This is a genomic window from Mammaliicoccus stepanovicii, assembly GCF_002902525.1.
GTDB classification, from domain to species: domain Bacteria; phylum Bacillota; class Bacilli; order Staphylococcales; family Staphylococcaceae; genus Mammaliicoccus; species Mammaliicoccus stepanovicii.
Genome location: NZ_PPQZ01000013.1, coordinates 41,250 through 59,080 on the forward strand (window position 1 = coordinate 41,250; position 17,831 = coordinate 59,080).

The 17,831-nt window shown below is 32.5% G+C and carries 13 protein-coding genes; 1 reads left to right on the forward strand and 12 read right to left on the reverse strand.

Annotated elements, in window-relative coordinates:
* Nucleotides 1–17 precede the first annotated feature (17 nt).
* The 6 genes from polA to CD111_RS02360 all read right to left on the reverse strand — a co-directional run bounded on the left by polA (nucleotide 18) and on the right by CD111_RS02360 (nucleotide 8,919).
* Nucleotides 18–2,639 carry a DNA polymerase I gene (gene polA, locus CD111_RS02335; RefSeq protein ID WP_095087494.1) on the reverse strand — a complete coding sequence of 874 codons (2,622 nt, stop codon included), beginning with the start codon at nucleotides 2,637–2,639 and terminating at the stop codon, nucleotides 18–20.
* 190 nt (nucleotides 2,640–2,829) lie between these two features.
* Complete coding sequence (pnpS, locus tag CD111_RS02340; RefSeq protein ID WP_095087492.1) at nucleotides 2,830–4,536, reverse strand: two-component system histidine kinase PnpS; 1,707 nt, start codon at nucleotides 4,534–4,536, stop codon at nucleotides 2,830–2,832.
* Nucleotides 4,529–5,236, reverse strand: a complete 708-nt coding sequence (locus tag CD111_RS02345; RefSeq protein WP_095087490.1) for a response regulator transcription factor — start codon at nucleotides 5,234–5,236, stop codon at nucleotides 4,529–4,531. The genes pnpS and CD111_RS02345 overlap by 8 nt, the downstream gene beginning before the upstream one ends.
* Before the next feature lie 251 nt (nucleotides 5,237–5,487).
* Nucleotides 5,488–6,420 (reverse strand): malate dehydrogenase, encoded by a 933-nt coding sequence (gene mdh / locus CD111_RS02350; protein ID WP_095087488.1) that lies wholly within the window; start codon nucleotides 6,418–6,420, stop codon nucleotides 5,488–5,490.
* 63 nt (nucleotides 6,421–6,483) lie between these two features.
* On the reverse strand, nucleotides 6,484–7,752 hold the full coding sequence (gene icd, locus CD111_RS02355; RefSeq protein ID WP_095087486.1) for an NADP-dependent isocitrate dehydrogenase: 1,269 nt from the start codon (nucleotides 7,750–7,752) through the stop codon (nucleotides 6,484–6,486).
* A 48-nt stretch (nucleotides 7,753–7,800) separates the two neighbouring features.
* Nucleotides 7,801–8,919: a citrate synthase gene (locus CD111_RS02360; protein WP_095087484.1), complete on the reverse strand. Its 1,119-nt coding sequence runs from the start codon at nucleotides 8,917–8,919 to the stop codon at nucleotides 7,801–7,803.
* Between the two features lie 427 nt (nucleotides 8,920–9,346).
* Here CD111_RS02360 and CD111_RS02365 point away from each other — a divergent pair, with 427 nt between their 5' ends.
* The gene (locus tag CD111_RS02365) at nucleotides 9,347–10,702 is read left to right on the forward strand and encodes an amino acid permease (RefSeq protein WP_095087482.1); all 1,356 of its coding nucleotides are present in this window, start codon (nucleotides 9,347–9,349) and stop codon (nucleotides 10,700–10,702) included.
* 573 nt (nucleotides 10,703–11,275) lie between these two features.
* Here CD111_RS02365 and pyk read toward each other — a convergent pair.
* The 6 genes from pyk to ystJ form a co-directional block, all read right to left on the reverse strand.
* On the reverse strand, nucleotides 11,276–13,036 hold the full coding sequence (gene pyk, locus CD111_RS02370; RefSeq protein WP_095087479.1) for a pyruvate kinase: 1,761 nt from the start codon (nucleotides 13,034–13,036) through the stop codon (nucleotides 11,276–11,278).
* A 27-nt stretch (nucleotides 13,037–13,063) separates the two neighbouring features.
* Nucleotides 13,064–14,029, reverse strand: a complete 966-nt coding sequence (pfkA, locus tag CD111_RS02375; protein ID WP_095087477.1) for a 6-phosphofructokinase — start codon at nucleotides 14,027–14,029, stop codon at nucleotides 13,064–13,066.
* Nucleotides 14,030–14,259: 230 nt separating this feature from the next.
* Nucleotides 14,260–15,204: an acetyl-CoA carboxylase carboxyltransferase subunit alpha gene (locus tag CD111_RS02380; RefSeq protein ID WP_095087475.1), complete on the reverse strand. Its 945-nt coding sequence runs from the start codon at nucleotides 15,202–15,204 to the stop codon at nucleotides 14,260–14,262.
* Complete coding sequence (gene accD, locus CD111_RS02385; protein WP_095087473.1) at nucleotides 15,197–16,066, reverse strand: acetyl-CoA carboxylase, carboxyltransferase subunit beta; 870 nt, start codon at nucleotides 16,064–16,066, stop codon at nucleotides 15,197–15,199. Before accD ends, CD111_RS02380 begins: the two co-directional genes overlap by 8 nt.
* A gap of 12 nt (nucleotides 16,067–16,078) precedes the next feature.
* Nucleotides 16,079–16,540: a FadR/GntR family transcriptional regulator gene (locus CD111_RS02390; protein ID WP_095087471.1), complete on the reverse strand. Its 462-nt coding sequence runs from the start codon at nucleotides 16,538–16,540 to the stop codon at nucleotides 16,079–16,081.
* A 20-nt stretch (nucleotides 16,541–16,560) separates the two neighbouring features.
* Nucleotides 16,561–17,790, reverse strand: coding sequence for an NADP-dependent malic enzyme (ystJ, locus tag CD111_RS02395; RefSeq protein WP_095090106.1), 1,230 nt, complete (start codon nucleotides 17,788–17,790; stop codon nucleotides 16,561–16,563).
* Between the last annotated feature and the right edge of the window lie 41 nt (nucleotides 17,791–17,831).

The following is a 17,831-nucleotide window of genomic DNA, read 5'->3' on the forward strand; positions in this document are numbered from 1 at the left end:
AAACTTCTTTCTATTCATTATTTAGCATCATACCAAGTTTCACCATAGCTGGATTCAACACTTAGTGGTACTGATAGCTCAAGAGCATGATTCATAATTTCTTCTACGAAAGGTTTAAAGCTTTCTATTTCATCATTTGGCACTTCAAAGATTAATTCATCGTGTACTTGTAGCAACAATCTAGCTTTGAAATCTTTATTTTTCATTTTTTCTCTAAACTGAACCATCGCTAATTTGATAATATCTGCTGCACTACCTTGAATTGGTGTATTCATTGCAGTTCTTTCAGCAAAACTTCTTAAATTGAAATTACGATTCGTAATATCAGGCGTATATCTTCTTCTATGCAGTAATGTTTCGACATATCCTTTTTGTTTAGCATCTTGAACAATTGTATCCATATATTCTTTCACTTTAGGGAAACTATCTAAATAATCACCTATGAATTTTTTAGCTTCTTTTCGAGTTATACTTAAACTTTGACTTAAACCATAGTCACTAATACCATATACTATCCCAAAGTTAACTGCCTTAGCTTGTCGTCTCATATTAGAAGTAACTTCATCTTTGTTAACGTTAAACACGCGCATTGCTGTCTTAGTATGGATATCTTCATTTGCAGTAAATGCTTCTTTCATATGTTCATCGCCTGTTATATCTGCTAATACACGTAATTCAATTTGTGAATAATCAGCTGCAAATATTACATGATCTTCTTTGCTCGGTTTAAAAGCTTTTCTAATTTTTCGACCTTCCTCTAATCTAATCGGGATATTTTGTAAATTCGGGTCAACTGAACTTAATCGGCCAGTTTGAGCTAATGTTTGATTAAAACGAGTATGAATTTTACCTTCAGGTGTAATCATCTTCTGTAAGCCTTCAATATAAGTAGATTGCAGTTTAGACAATTGTCTATAAACTAATATATCCTCTATAATCGGGTGTTCATTTCTTAATTGCTCTAACACATCAACAGCTGTTGAATAGCCTGTCTTTGTTTTTTTAATGATAGGTAATTTTAAATCTTCAAATAATATAACTCCAAGTTGTTTAGGTGAATTGATATTAAATTCAGATCCCGCATGATTGTGGATTTGTTCTATGAGTTTATCAAGTCTAACTTTCAAGTTTTCTTGCATTTCAACTAACGTTGATTTATCAACCGTTATACCTATCGTTTCCATTTCTGCTAAAACTGTCGCTAACGGTAATTCTAAATCATCATGCAATGCTAGCTGCTCTTTTTCTTTAAGTAATGCAATCATTTTCTCTTTAGTTTCAGCTATTGCAGTAACTTTTTTGGCAATCGCTTCAAATAATATAGAGCGTTCTGGAACATGCAATTTCTTTCCTTTACCATAAATACTTTCATCATTCGGAACATAAAAAATGCCAAACTCCGAAACGACAGAATATACGTCATCTATTGTTTTAGAAGCATCTAATATATAGCTTGCAAGCATCGTATCAAATGCGACACCCTTTATTTGTATTCCCATTCTGTTACATAAAATAATGGTCTTTTTGACATCATATGCTGAGAATTTTACTTGCTCGTTCTCTAACCAAGCATGCAATGCTTTATTCTCTTTAAATTCATCTAAAGTAATAACATAAACTTTATCTTGACTATGAATAGCAAATCCTAATACATCTGCTTTTAAATAGTTAATTTCATTCGTTTCAAAATGAATAGACGCTTCTTTAGTGTTTTCAAAATCAAATCCATCAAGATTATCTTGATATTCAATAACACGGTCATCAGTACCTTCATTACTTGCATCCATTTGATCTAATAATTGTTTGAATTCTAACGTTTTAAACAATTTAATTTTATCGGCATCATCAAACTCATTAAGTTTCAAATCATCTATACTTACTTCAATTGGACTTTCTCTATCAATTGTTGCAAGCACTTTACTCATTTTTGCATCTGCTTCATTTTCAATTAATTTGTCTTTCATTTTTGATTTTTTTAATTCATCAATATTATCGTAAACACCTTCAACAGTTTCGAATTGTTTTAATAATTTTATGGCTGTTTTCTCACCTATTCCTGGAACACCTGGAATATTATCCGACTTATCACCCATAAGACCTTTCATATCGATGATTTGATTTGGAACAAGTCCGTCATACTTTTCAGCTATAAATTCAGGAGTGTAATGATCAATATCTGTTACGCCTTTTTTGGTGTAATAAATCGTTACATTATCACTTGCTAATTGCGTTAAATCTCGGTCCCCTGTTATAATTATCGTCTTTAAGTTTTGTTCGTCAGCTTGTTTAGAGAGCGTACCGATAATATCATCAGCTTCATAATTTTCAAGTTCATAATGTTTAATATGATAACTTTCAACTAATTGTCTAATATATGGTAATTGACTTCTTAATTCATCAGGTGTTTTTTCACGTCCACCTTTATATTCGCTATATAAATTATTTCTAAATGTTGTCTTGCCTGCATCAAATGCAACCATAAAATGCGTTGGATTTTCTTCTTTGATGATTTTATCTAAAATCATCGTAAAACCATAAATTGCATTTGTATAAACGCCCGCTTTATTTGTTAATAAAGGTAAAGCAAAAAATGCCCTAAATGATAAACTGTTTCCATCTATCAGTACCAATTTTTCCAATGTGAGATACCTCCATCATTATATTGACTTTATTTTATCATATCTTAGATTATATTAAGATTGTTTAGCATAATAAAAAAAAGCAAGATACCGTAGTATCTTGCTAAATCATCAAAATGAAGGGGTCTATATTCATATTACCGAACATCTATTAAGGTAATATGAAAAGGATGTAAATTTTTAATTAAGATTACGCATTAAATAATCTCACAGTAAAAGTAGAACCTTCCCCAACTGTTGACTCTACATTTATTTGACCATGATGTGCTTCAACAATATGCTTTGTTATAGATAATCCTAAACCTGTTCCTCCTGAATCTCTACTTCTTGCTTTATCAACCCTATAAAACCGTTCAAAAATCCGCTTCATTTCATGTTTTTCAATACCTAGGCCTTTATCTTGTACAGAAATCACTTGAGAATCTCCTTCATCTTTAATAGAAAGTATGACTTCACTCGAAGAAGAAGAGTAACTAATAGCATTGGATAATAGATTAATTAAAACTTGCGTAATCTTATCTTTGTCACCATATGCAAAAACATCATTTTCAATTTGATTAATGATGTGTATATCTTTCTTTTCTGCACTATTTAATACAGCATTTATTGCATAACCACCTATTTCTGTTAATGATATTCGTTCTTTTGGTAATGTTGTATTTTGTTCTATCTTGGATAAGTCCAACAAATCTTGTACAAGAGATTGGATTCTGTTAGATTCTTCTAGGATAATGTTTAAAAACATATTTAAAGAATCTGGATCATCTTTAGCACCATCAATTAATGTTTCAGCAAAACCTTTAATTGACGTGATTGGCGTCCTTAGTTCATGAGACACATTAGCAACAAAGTCTTTACGCATTTGTTCTAATTTTTTTAATTGCGTAATATCATGCATAACGACAACTAAACCAAGTAGATTTCGTTTCTTTCTTGATAAAACCGGAATAGCTGAAACCTCAAAAAATTTATTATGAACATTATTAATATATAATTCAACTTGTTCATATAAAGGTTTTTCCAACTTTAACGCTTCATTCATCATATTGCTAATTTCTGTATTAGGCATAAAATCTTGGAATTTATTTCCTTCAACATTTCCAGCACTACCAAAAATTTCATGATAGGATTTATTCGCTATTACAATCACACCATTTCTATCAATCATCAATGTTGCACTTGGAATATTTTCTAATGTTGTTTCCAATCTATTTCTTTGTAACTTTTGTTCATTATTTAAATCGTCTAAAGTACGGGCTAGATTATTCGTATTTATAAATAATTCTTTCGTTTCTTTGACATTACTTTCTGGAACTCTTACTCTATATTTACCCGATGCTAGTAGTTTCGTTGCATATGTAACTTCATTTATTGGATGAATATAAGAAGTGTTTATATATCTCACCACAAAATAAATAAGTGGTAACGTAAAGAACAACACGATTAGCAAATATTTCCAAATGTCTTGTTGAATAATAGATATCGCATCAGATTTAGAAGCGATTGCAACTTGATAAGCACCAAAATTTTTAGCATAAATGATTTCTTTCTTATCTCTACTTATTATAAAAGATTCATTATATGCTTTTGCTTCTGTTAATACTTTATCATTTTCTTTGTTGAATATTTTTGTTTCTGCATTAGATGTTCGATATACGATTTTACTATTTTTTTTCAACAAAATATCTTCATTGAATACCTTCATAAATTCATTTAAATTTTGAGGGTTCTTCTTTGCGAGTTCGTATATTTTCTGAGTATTATTTTCTAAGAGGCTTTTTTGTTGTTTAGAGATTAAGTCATAACTGGAATTATGAAGAAAAAATCCTAATATAAGAAAACTTACAACAGTGACCGTTGTAAGTATCAATAATAACTTGTTATAAAATTTAATCATTTTTCTTCGGTCTTTCTAATTTGTATCCTAACCCTCTTACAGTTTTTATAAATTGTGGTTGTTTAGGATTTTCTTCAAGTTTATCTCTTAAATGACTAATATGTACATCTACTATTCTTGAATCTCCTGCAAATTCATAATTCCAAACAGAATTCAACATATGTTCACGTGTTATAACACGACCTTGTCTTTCTATTAAATAAAGCAATAATTCAAATTCTTTCGGCGTTAACTCTAATAATTCATCGTCTCTATACACCTCAAAAAAGTCCGGTCTAATTCTAATTGAACCTAACACAATATCTTCATCGTCTAATTGATTGCTTTCTACTAAACCTACACGTCTTAAAATTGCTTTCACACGCGCAACTACTTCTCTAGGTGAGAATGGTTTTGTCATGTAATCATCAGCACCTAATTCTAAACCTAATACTCTATCGAATTCATCATCTTTTGCAGTAAGCATTAAGATGGGTACTTGATTTTTATTTGAACGTATTGTCTTACAAACTTCAATACCATCCATCTCAGGTAACATAACATCTAAAACAACTAAATCAGGTTTTTCTTCATTCACTTTCTCTAACGCTTGAACACCGTCATAAGCTACTATAACTTGGTAGCCTGCTTGTTCTATATTATATTTGAGTAAAGTTACGATAGACTGCTCATCGTCTACTACTAAAACTTTTTGAGACATGTAAGAACCTCCTTGAACTATTTAACATCATTATATCGTAAATTTTAAAAAAAATAATGCATAATTAGAGAACTTTACAAAAAGTTAATATTAGCTAAACAATATTATACTTTGAGAACTATATTTTTTACTAAATTTAAGGAAAATCCCATATAATAACAATTCATTTTCGAAAAAGGGACAAACTTTATAAAATCTTGTGATTCTATAGTTTGTCCCTTCAACAAAAATACCAATTTATTTGTGCGTTATTAATTCAAAATATCTTTCACAGCTTTAACTGAATCAGCAGATTCATCTAGTAATTTTTTCTCTTCATTTGTTAATTCTAGTTCAATGATTTTTTCTATACCATTCGCACCTAATACGGTTGGAACCCCTAAATAAATACCTTCATAACCATATTCACCTTCTAAATATGCTATTGAAGGCAACACACGTTTTTGGTCTTTCAAAATTGCCTCTGCCATTTCTATTAACGCAGCACCTGGCGCATAATATGCAGATCCATTTCCTAATAAATTAACAATTTCTGCGCCACCAGTTCTTGTTCTATCTACAATTTCTTGAATTTGCTCATGCGTTAGTAATGTATCTAAAGGTACGCCACCAGCAGCAGAATATCTAATTAATGGAACCATTGTATCGCCATGTCCACCTAGTACAAACCCTGTCACATCTTTCACAGATAAGTTTAATGCTTCTGCAACAAACGTTCTAAACCTTGCTGTATCTAGCACACCAGATTGTCCAATTACTTTTTCTTTAGGTAATCCTGATGCTTTATATACTGTGTAAGTCATAGCATCAACAGGATTAGTTAAGACAAGAATAACAGTATTTGGAGAATACTTTACGATTTCTTCAGTAACTGACTTCATTACTTTTTGATTTGTTTGTACTAAATCATCTCTGGACATACCTGGTTTTCGGGCTATACCTGCAGTAATGATTACAATATCAGAGTTTTTAGTATCTTCGTATTGAGAAGTACCAATTACTTTTGAATCAAAACCTAATATTGGCGCGCTTTCAGCCATATCTAATGCTTTTCCTTTTGTCGGATTTTCAGATTGTGGAATATCGACTAGCACGATATCTCCTAACTCTTTTTGAGCAGCTATGAAAGCAGCCGTCGCTCCTGTGAATCCAGCACCTATGATTGATATTTTTTTCCTAGTCATCAAATTCATCTCCTTATAATAAAAAGGAAGGTTAATAAATAACCTTCCTCACTTAATCTCTTATTATGGTAAATTTTTAATTAATTCATCGGCAAACTCTGAAGATTTAACTTCAGTCGCGCCATCCATTAAACGAGCAAAGTCATATGTTACTACTTTAGATGCAATTGTTACTTCTACAGATTTCGTAATCTTATCTGCAGCTTCTTGCCAACCTAAATGTTCTAATAATAATACACCACTTAATAATACTGATGATGGATTCACTTTATCTAATCCAGCATATTTTGGAGCAGTACCATGAGTTGCTTCAAATATTGCGTGACCAGTTTCATAGTTAATATTCGCTCCAGGTGCAATACCGATGCCACCTACTTGTGCTGCTAATGCATCTGAAATATAGTCACCATTTAAGTTCATAGTTGCTACAACATCAAATTCTGCAGGGCGTGTTAAAATTTGTTGTAAGAAGATATCAGCAATTGAATCTTTAATGATTAATTTACCTTCTGCTTCAGCGTCAGATTGCGCTTTATTCGCTGCATCTTTACCATCTGCTTCAACAATTTTATCATATTGTTGCCAAGTGAAAACACGATCTCCGAATTCACGTTCAGCTAAATCATAACCCCATTTTTTAAATGCGCCTTCAGTAAATTTCATAATATTACCCTTATGAACTAATGTTACATTACGACGATTATTATCGAACGCATAATTAATAGCAGCCCTTACTAATCTTTCAGTTCCTTCTTTAGAAACTGGTTTAATACCAATACCTGAAGTTTCTGGGAATCTAATATTTTTTGCTCCCATTTCATTTTGTAAGAAGTCGATTACTTTTTTCGCTTCATCAGTTCCTTCTTGGAATTCAATACCAGCATAAATATCTTCAGTATTTTCACGGAAGATAACCATATCTGTATCTTCAGGGCGTTTAACTGGAGATGGAACACCTTTAAACCAACGTACAGGACGTAAACAAGTAAATAAATCTAATTCTTGACGTAATGCAACGTTTAATGAACGAATTCCGCCACCGATTGGTGTAGTTAATGGTCCTTTAATAGCTATTAAGTATTCTCTTATCGTTTCTAAAGTTTCTTTAGGTAACCATTCACCCGTTTCATCGAATGCTTTTTGCCCAGCTAAAACTTCTTTCCATTCGATTTTTTTCTCACCATTATATGCTTTTTCTACTGCTGCATCTATTACTCTACTAGACGCATTCCAAATATCAGGTCCGATACCATCACCTATAATAAATGGTACGATTGGATTGTTTGGTACATTTAATATACCTTGATTTGTTGTAATTTTTTCTGCTGCCATGATTAAATTCCTCCATCTAAAATTCTTAATTTAAATTATATGTTGATACTATCGTTTTTCAATTGGTTCGTATTTACGATCACGTTCACCAGTATATTCAGCTCTTGGTCTCATAATTCTGTTTGTTCTATATTGCTCAAGTATATGTGCTGTCCAACCAGACATACGACTTATCGCAAAAATTGGTGTAAATAAATCATGTTCTATACCCATGCTATGATAAACAGTTGCACTATAGAAATCCACATTAGGTAGTAAGCCTTTTTCTTCTTTCATGATTTCTGCTATACGACAAGAAATTTCGAAAAGTTCTTTTTGTCCGGTTTCATCAGTAATACGGCGACTCATTTCTTTTAAATATTTAGCTCTTGGATCCCCGTTTTTATATACTCTATGACCAAATCCCATAATTTTAGCTTTTTCTTCAAGTTTTTGTTTAATGAATGCATCTGTATTATCAACAGTACCAATTTCAGTTAACATTTTCATAACTTGTTCATTTGCGCCACCATGTAATGGACCTTTTAATGCTCCAGCTGCTGCTGTTACACCTGAATACATATCAGATAAAGTTGATACTGCAACTCTAGCTGTAAATGTAGATGCATTAAATTCATGATCTGCATGTAGAATTAAAGCTTTATTAAAACCTTCTTCTTCTACTTTGCTAGGTACTTCACCTCTTAACATATATAAGAAGTTAGCTGCATAACTTAAATCTTTCTTAGGTTTTATAACCTCTTTACCATTTCGAACACGAGAGAATGCTGCAACGAGCGAAGAAACTTTCGCTTGAATTCTAATTGCTCTCTCATAATTTGTTTCTTCATCAAATACTTCTGCATCAGGATCAAAATGCGCTAAGTATGATAAAGAAGTACGTAAACCAGTCATTGGATGTACTTTGTCAGTTGCATAATCTTCAAAGTGACTATACATACGAGGATTTAATGTCATATAGCTAAATAATTTTTCATTTAAATCTTCAAGTTCTTTTTCGTTTGGTAATCTTAAATTCCATAATAAGAACATTACCTCTTCGAATAATGCGTTTTCAGTTAGATCATCTATTTCATAACCTGCATAAGTTAATTGATTATCTATAATTGTACTTATTTCTGTTTCAGAAGCGATGATTCCTTCTAAACCTTTTGCTACTTGTGCCATACTATTGTCCCCCTTACTTAATAATTGCCCATATATGTAATGGCTTTCATATACCATTATATATAATTTACTATCATTTGTGAATGCGAAGGCCTCTGAAACTTTTAAAATGCTTAATAATATACATGAATGAAAATAAACAAGTGTAATATTATAGTGAAATAATATACGCGCTTATATTTTATCACGTCCTTATAAACATGATTACAATAGTGTTTATAAGGGTTTTACGCATAAATAACCAAGACAAAAATCTGCTCCCATATCATGATTCATTCATTTTATTTATTATATATGATAAAAATTATAAATCATTATCTTTTACCATATTTTTCAATTATTTCATTTGATTTTTAATTGCTATTTTATTTCTGTTAGCTCATAATAAAATCATAAACTTTGAATAAGAAAGAGGGATTTATTTTTTATGTCTAACAATTTACAAAGGGAGTTAAGCAATAGGCATGTTCAACTGATTGCTATTGGGGGTGCAATTGGAACAGGTTTATTCTTAGGTGCTGGTGAAACGATTCATGCAGCCGGTCCTTCCATTTTATTAACGTATATCATAATCGGTTTCATACTGTTTATGTTTATGCGTGCTTTAGGTGAAATTCTATTATCCAATACAGACTTTCACTCGTTTGCTGATGTAACACATACATATATTGGACCCTACGCTGGATACATAACAGGATGGACTTACTGGTTCTGCTGGATTGTTACAGGAATGGCAGAAGTTACTGCCGTTGCCAAATACGTAAACTTTTGGTTTCCTGATATACCAACTTGGATTACTGCATTATTCACAATTCTTGTATTAATGACAATGAACTTAATGACCGCTAAATTATTTGGGGAGCTAGAGTTTTGGTTTTCTATCATTAAGATTACAACAATTATTGCGTTAATCGTTGTCGGTATTATCATGTTAGTTATGGCTTATAAAACACCATACGGTACAGCATCTATAACACATATTTGGTCACATGGTGGATTTTTCCCGAATGGAATTAATGGGTTCTTCCTATCATTCCAAATGGCAACATTTGCTTTCGTTGGAATTGAACTTATAGGTGTAACAGCTGGTGAAACTAAAGATCCACATACAACAATACCTAAAGCTATCAATAGTGTTCCTATTCGTATAATGCTGTTTTATGTAGGTTCTTTAATCATCATCATGTCAATTACACCATGGAATAAAATTGATCCATCTGAAAGTCCATTCGTTACATTATTTGGACTGATTGGAATACCAATTGCCGCAGCTTTAATTAACTTTGTTGTACTAACTGCTGCGGCATCATCTTGTAACAGTGGTATATTCTCAAATAGTCGTATGTTATATGGCCTTTCACAAAATGATCAAGCAAATAAAGGTTTTGGACAAACAAATAAAAGGGGTGTTCCTTACAAGGCGACATTGTTTAGTTGTTCATTGCTTATGATTTCAGTTATTTTGAATTACGTTATTAAAGATTCAGGAGAAGTATTCAAATATGTTACTTCCGTTTCAACTGTATTATTCTTAGTTGTATGGTCCTTAATTACGATAGCTTATATAAGATACCGTAAAATATCACCTGAGCTTAATAAATCATCTAAATTTAAATTACCAGGTGGTGTCGTAATGGCATGGATAACATTAATATTCTTCATCTTTGTATTCATACTATTAATGACAGAAAAAGTAACATTAATTGCGATTTTAATAACACCAATTTGGTTTATACTTTTAACGGTTATGTATTTCAACCAAAAGAGAAAAATATTTAAATAAATAATTTCTGAGACAAAGTCTCACAAACTTAAAAAGCAGAAGAAAATCAGATTCAATTCTGAAATTCTTCTGCTTTTAGTTTTTATTGTCATCTCTTGGATTAACTGCTGAGTTATTCCATAACTTTCACCATTTCTTGGATTAATTTCCGACTTATTCCATGACTTCGCCCATTTCTTGGATTAACTTCTGACTTATTCCATGACTTTGCCCATTTCGTGGATTAACTGCTGAGTTATTCCATAACTTTCACCATTTCTTGGATTAACTTCCGACTTATTCCATGACTTTGCCCATTTCTTGGATTAACTGCTGAGTTATTCCATGACTTCGCCCATTTCTTGGATTAACTTCTGACTTATTCCATGACTTTGCCCATTTCGTGGATTAACTGCTGAGTTATTCCATAACCTTATTGTATCTCCCAAAAGTTGGACCATAATTCATACATTAAGATTTACACTCATAAAAAAACGAGAAAATCACTTTTTATCGTGATTTTCTCGTTTTGATCATGCCAGAAACGAATCCCATTTCTAGCTTATTTTGTTTACATATATATTATTATGCTATTTATAATACGTTTGCATATCCTTCATATACTTTATGTTGTTTCGGATCTAATGTGATTAATGTACCGTCAACTATTTTTTGGCGAGCATTTTCTACACCTACTAAAGTCGCAACACCAAGATTCAGTCCTACTACAGCAGCATGTGAAGTCAATCCACCTTCTTCTGTAACGATTCCTTTTGCATTTTGTAAATATGGAACCATATCTGCATCTGTTGATTGTGTGATAACAATTGATTCACTTAAGTCTTTACCTTTAAGATCTTCAGCGTTGTTTGCAACAACAGCTTTACCTACTGCTGAGTTATGACCAATACCTTGTCCTTTAGCTAACTCATCACCAACTAAATGGATTTTCATTAAGTTAGTTGTGCCCGTTTCACCAGTTGGAACACCGGCAGTAATGATGATTAAATCTCCATTATCTACTAATCCAGTATTAACAGCAGTTGAAACTGCATTATTTAATAATTCATCTGTTGTTTGTTTACCTTTTTTAACTACTGGTAATACACCCCAAACTAATGACATATGACGTGCAGTCGTTTCATAAGGTGTTACAGCAATGATATGTGAATGTGGTCTATATTTAGAAATTGTTTGAGCTGTTGAACCACTTTCAGTAGCTGCCACAATTGATTGTACATTTAAGTTCAATGCAGTGTGTGCAACTGAAACACCGATAGCATTGACTAAATTAGTATCTATCATTTTTGAACGATTTGATAGTAACTTTTTGTAGTCTTGAGCATCTTCAGCAGCTACAGCAATATTTTGCATGGTACGAACTGCTTCTTCAGGATATAAACCTGCTGCAGTTTCACCAGAAAGCATTACAGCATCTGACCCATCATAAATTGCGTTTGCTACGTCACTTGCTTCTGCTCTCGTACAACGTGGGTTTCTTTGCATAGAATCTAACATTTGTGTTGCAGTAATGACTGGTTTACCTAACTTATTACATTTTTGAATAAGTTGTTTTTGTACCATTGGAACGGATTCTGGTGGAATTTCAACACCCATGTCACCACGAGCAACCATTAAACCATCTGAAACTTGAAGAATTTCATCAATGTTGTCGATACCTTCTTCGTTTTCAATTTTAGGGATAATTTTGATTGTTGTTACATCGTTTTCTTCTAAAATAGATCTAATATCTAATACATCTGAAGGTCTTCTGACAAAACTTGCAGCAATAAAATCTACGCCTTCTGAAATACCGAAACGAATGTCACTTGCATCTTTATCTGTAATACCTGGAAGGTTAACTTTCACACCTGGTAAGTTAACGCCTTTTTTATTTTTAAGTTCTCCAGCGTTATCAACTCTACAATAAACTTCACCTTTTGCTATATCTACTGATTCTACAGTAAGCTCAATTAAACCATCATCAAGTAAAATAGTTGACCCAGCTGTAACATCTTCAGCTAACTTTTCATAAGTCACTGAAAATGCTTCAGGTGTACCTTCGATTTCAGTCGTTTTCACTGTAATCTTACTTCCCTTAGTAAGTTCGATTACACCGTTTTTCATGTTATGTGTTCTAATTTCAGGACCTTTTGTATCTAATAAAATACCAATATTTTTATTTAATTTATTACTTACTTTTCTAATTGTATCGATACGTGCTTTATGTTCCGCATGATCACCATGAGAAAAGTTTAATCTCGCAACGTTCATACCAGCAATCATTAACTTTTCTAACATTTCTTCAGATTCAGAAGCTGGACCTATTGTACATACTATTTTTGTCTTTCTCATATTAAAATAACCTCCATAGATTTCTATTTAAATTGATAATTGATTTGCAAGTTCATACATTTTGAAATCAAAGTTATGCTTAGCTGAGAATATATCGTCAAATGGTGTGCAAGTCAGTTGATTTTGTTTAATACCAACAGCTTTTGCACTTTCATTTTGCATTAATAATTCAACTGCATACCCACCTAATCGTGAAGCTAACACTCTATCCATTCCTGTTGGTGTACCACCTCTTTGGATGTGACCCAAGCAAGAAACACGAGTATCAATGTTAATATATTTCTTCAATTCTTCTCCACATTGGTGTCCTGTCATAACGCCTTCTGCACACACTATAATGGAATGTTTTTTCCCGCGATCCATACCTTGTTGAATCTTCTCAGCAATTTCTTTAATGTCTGAAGTCCCTTCTGGAACAAGTATTGTTTCAGCACCTGCTGCTAGACCCGACCATAAAGCTAGGTCTCCAGCATCTCTTCCCATTACTTCTATAATAAAAGTACGTTCATGGCTAGATGCTGTATCTCTAATTTTATCTACTGCATCTAGTATCGTATTGAGTGCTGTATCAAATCCAATTGTGAAATCTGTACCATTTATATCGTTATCTATTGTACCTGGGACACCAATTGTTTTTAAATTTTTAGCTTCTTCACTTAATCGTTGTGCACCTCGGTAACTACCGTCACCGCCTATTACAACTAAGCCTTCGATTCCTCGTTTTTCAAGATTTTCGATTGCTTTTTCTCTAACTTCTTTTTCTTTAAATTCTGGACATCTTGCAGAATATAAAAATGTTCCACCTCTTTGAATGATGTCACCAACTGAACCTAGTTCAAGTTTTTTGATGTTGTCGTTTATCAATCCCATATAGCCTTGATATACACCATAAACTTCAATATCATGATATATAGCTTTACGAACAACGGCACGAATCGCTGCATTCATGCCTGGAGAATCTCCACCACTTGTTAACACTGCAATTTTTTTCATAAATATACAGACCTCTCTTGTTATATGATTGTTAATTTAAAAATAACACAAATAATAGCGTGATTCCATTAAAACTAACGTGATTTACAGATGTAAACGTCTTCTTTTTCAAAGTCTCGACTATTTGTCATAATTAAGTTAACAAATCGAATCAACTTATATTTAATTATGCATATATACTCATAATAAACAAAAAGAAAAGCCTTAATTCAGACTTTTCTTTTTATTTATTAATCTATATAACTACCGATATTTCTATATTTATTGAATCTATCTTCTACTAATCCCTCAGCAGTCAGTTGTTTTAAGCTCTTCATATGGTTTTCTAAAGATTGCTTAATAAGAGTAGCTTGATTTTCTACATCTTTATGTGCGCCACCAAACGGTTCTTTAATAACTTCATCTACAACGCCTAGCTCAAATAAATCAGGGGCTGTTATTTTCATCGTTTCGGCTGCCATTTTTGCTAAACTTGAATCTTTCCATAATAATGCTGCAGCACCTTCAGGAGAGATTACTGAATATGTACTATTTTCCAACATTAACAAGCGATTGGTAACACCTAATCCTAGTGCACCACCACTTCCACCTTCACCAATAACAATTGATATAACCGGAACGGATAATGATGCCATTTCGACTAAGTTTTTAGCGATAGATTCACTTTGTCCACGTTCTTCAGCTGCTTTTCCTGGATAAGCGCCTTTAGTATCAATAAATGTTACAATCGGTCTATTGAACTTCTCCGCTTGCTTCATAAGTCTCAACGCTTTTCTATAACCTTCAGGATGTGCCATGCCAAAGTTACGATATATATTATCTTTCGTATCTTTTCCTCTTTGATGACCGATTACTGTAACAGGTTGTCCATCAAAATAAGCTAATCCACCAATCAATGCAGGATCATCTCTAAAGTTTCTATCACCATGCAGCTCAATAAAGTCATTGAAAATATATGGAATATAATCCAATGTAGTTGGCCTTTCTTGTAATCTAGCAACTTGTACTCTATCCCAAGGCTCTAATTTGTCATATATTCTTTCAGTTTCTTTAACTAATGTTGCTTCTAACATTTCAATATCATCAGTTAAATCTACATCATGTTTTTCTTGATATGTTTTCAATGATTTTATTTTTTCTTTAATTTCTTCTAAAGGTTTTTCAAATTCAAGCATTATTTTTCACCTCATTATAATGCATTTTCAAGACTGTACTCAGTGTTTGATACATGTCTTTTCTGTGCACTACTTTATCTAACTGTCCATGCTCTAATAAAAATTCGGCAGTTTGGAAATCGTCTGGAAGCTTTTCGCTTATAGTTTGTTCTATTATTCTTCTACCAGCAAAGCCAATTAACGCTTTAGGTTCAGCGAAATTCAAATCTCCAACAGAAGCAAAACTCGCAGAAACACCGCCTGTTGTTGGATGTGTCATGTATGATATAAACAGTAATCCTTTATCACTATGACGTTTAATAGATACGCTCGTTTTTGCCATTTGCATTAATGAAATAATACCCTCTTGCATACGTGCACCACCACTTGCCGTAAAAAGCACAAATGGTAAATGATGTTCAGTACAATAATCTACAATACGGCATATTTTTTCACCTACTACTGCACCCATACTTCCCATTCTAAATCTAGAATCCATTACACAAACTCCGTAAGGAATACCTTCAATTTTAGAAATTCCTGTTACAACTGCATCATTTAACCCAGTTTTCTTTCTATCTTTTTCTAACTTGTCCTCATAGCCAGGAAAATTTAATGAGTTCGATGCCGTCATTCCAGCATCAAATTCTTTAAATGATCCTTCATCACTAATTGCTCTAATTCTGTCGTGAGCAGTTAAAGGAATATGGTGATCACAATTAAAACACACATTTAAATTTTGAACGAGTTCCTTTGTATACATGATTTTCTTACATTTAGGACATTTAGTCATAATACCTTCAGGCACATCGTTATCTTTACTATTTTGAACAGTTACATATTTTTTCTTTTTTTGATTTCGATTAAATAAATCTTTAAACATGTCACTACCCCCTTAACCTTCTTTAGAAGTTCCTTTTTCAAATCTATCACTATACTGAGATAATATCTTCCAAATAATATACATGATTTGATTATTGTTTGAAGTTACTAGACTTTCTTTAGAATTCGTTTCTATATCACTATTTTCTTCACAATAATGTTCAATCATCCATTTCACTTCATTAATTTCATCTAACTGTGAATCATTTCGTATTAGAAAACTTCCAATTAAATCAAAAAGTTGGTGTTGATACATATCACTTAAGAATGTACCTTCACCTCTTCTTGTATGTATAACACCTAGAAGCTCTAAAGCTCTAAGTGCTTCTCTAATGCTTGAACGACCCACTTGAAGCGTTTCACTAAGAAATCTTTCAGAAGGTAATTTTTCGCCCACTTGAATATTTTTTTCATCAATAATTGCTTGAACTTGTTCAACAATCTTAATTAAACCTTTTTGTTTTTCTTTATCCAACGTGGTAACTCCTTCCGAAATTATGATAAATCAGCTAGTTCATAAGTTTTACGTTCAATCTCATCTATATCAGCTTCAATACGTGCTACACCTGATTCCATTCCTGCTTTCGCAACCGCTTTTGCAACATTCGGTGCAACTCTAGGATCAAATGGTCCAGGAATAACATAATCAGCGTTAAGTTCATCTTCAGTTATTAATCCGGCTATCGCTTCTACAGCTGCTTGCTTCATTTCTTCATTTATATGTGTTGCACGTATATCAAGTGCACCCCTAAAAATACCAGGAAATGCTAATACGTTGTTAATTTGATTAGGAAAATCTGATCGACCTGTTCCAATAACTTTTGCTCCTGCTTTTTTAGCAATATCTGGCATAATTTCTGGAACTGGATTTGCCATTGCGAATATAATAGGTTCATCAGCCATTTTCTCTACCATCTCTTCGGTTAAAGCGCCTTCTACTGAAACGCCTACGAAGACATCTGCATCTTGAATAACATCGTCTAATTTACCTTCAATTTTATCTTTGTTCGTCCACTTAGCTACAAAATCTTTCGTTGGATTCATACCATAAGGACGGTCTTCGTATATAGCACCTTTAGAATCACACATAATCATGTTTCTAACACCATAACTATATAATAATTTAATAATTGCAATACCTGCTGCACCTGCACCATTTAATACAACTTTAATATCAGAGATTTTTCTATCTGTAATTTTAAGCGCATTAATCAAGCCAGCAACTGTTACTATTGCTGTACCATGTTGATCATCATGGAAGACTGGGATTTTAGTTTCTTTCTTTAGTCTTTCTTCTATTTCAAAACATCTTGGCGCTGAAATATCTTCTAAATTTACACCACCATAGTTTGGTTCTAATAATTTAACTGTTTCAACAATTTTGTCGACGTCTTTTGTATTTAAAGCAATTGGTATACCATCTACTCCTGCAAAACTCTTGAATAGTACTGCTTTACCTTCCATAACCGGAATACTTGCTTCAGGGCCAATGTCACCAAGACCTAATACTGCTGTACCATCTGTTATAACTGCGACAGCATTTGATTTCATTGTATAATCGTATACTTTTCGAACATCTTCATGTATATCTTTACATGGTTCTGCTACACCAGGAGAATAAGCAAGACTTAATTCTTCTTTGTTTGTAACTTTAACTTTACCGTATACCCCTAATTTACCTTGTTTTTCTTTATGCATATATAAAGCATCGTCTCTTAATGACAAAATAATCATCCCTTCAGTTTTGAATCTCTTCATATATTATA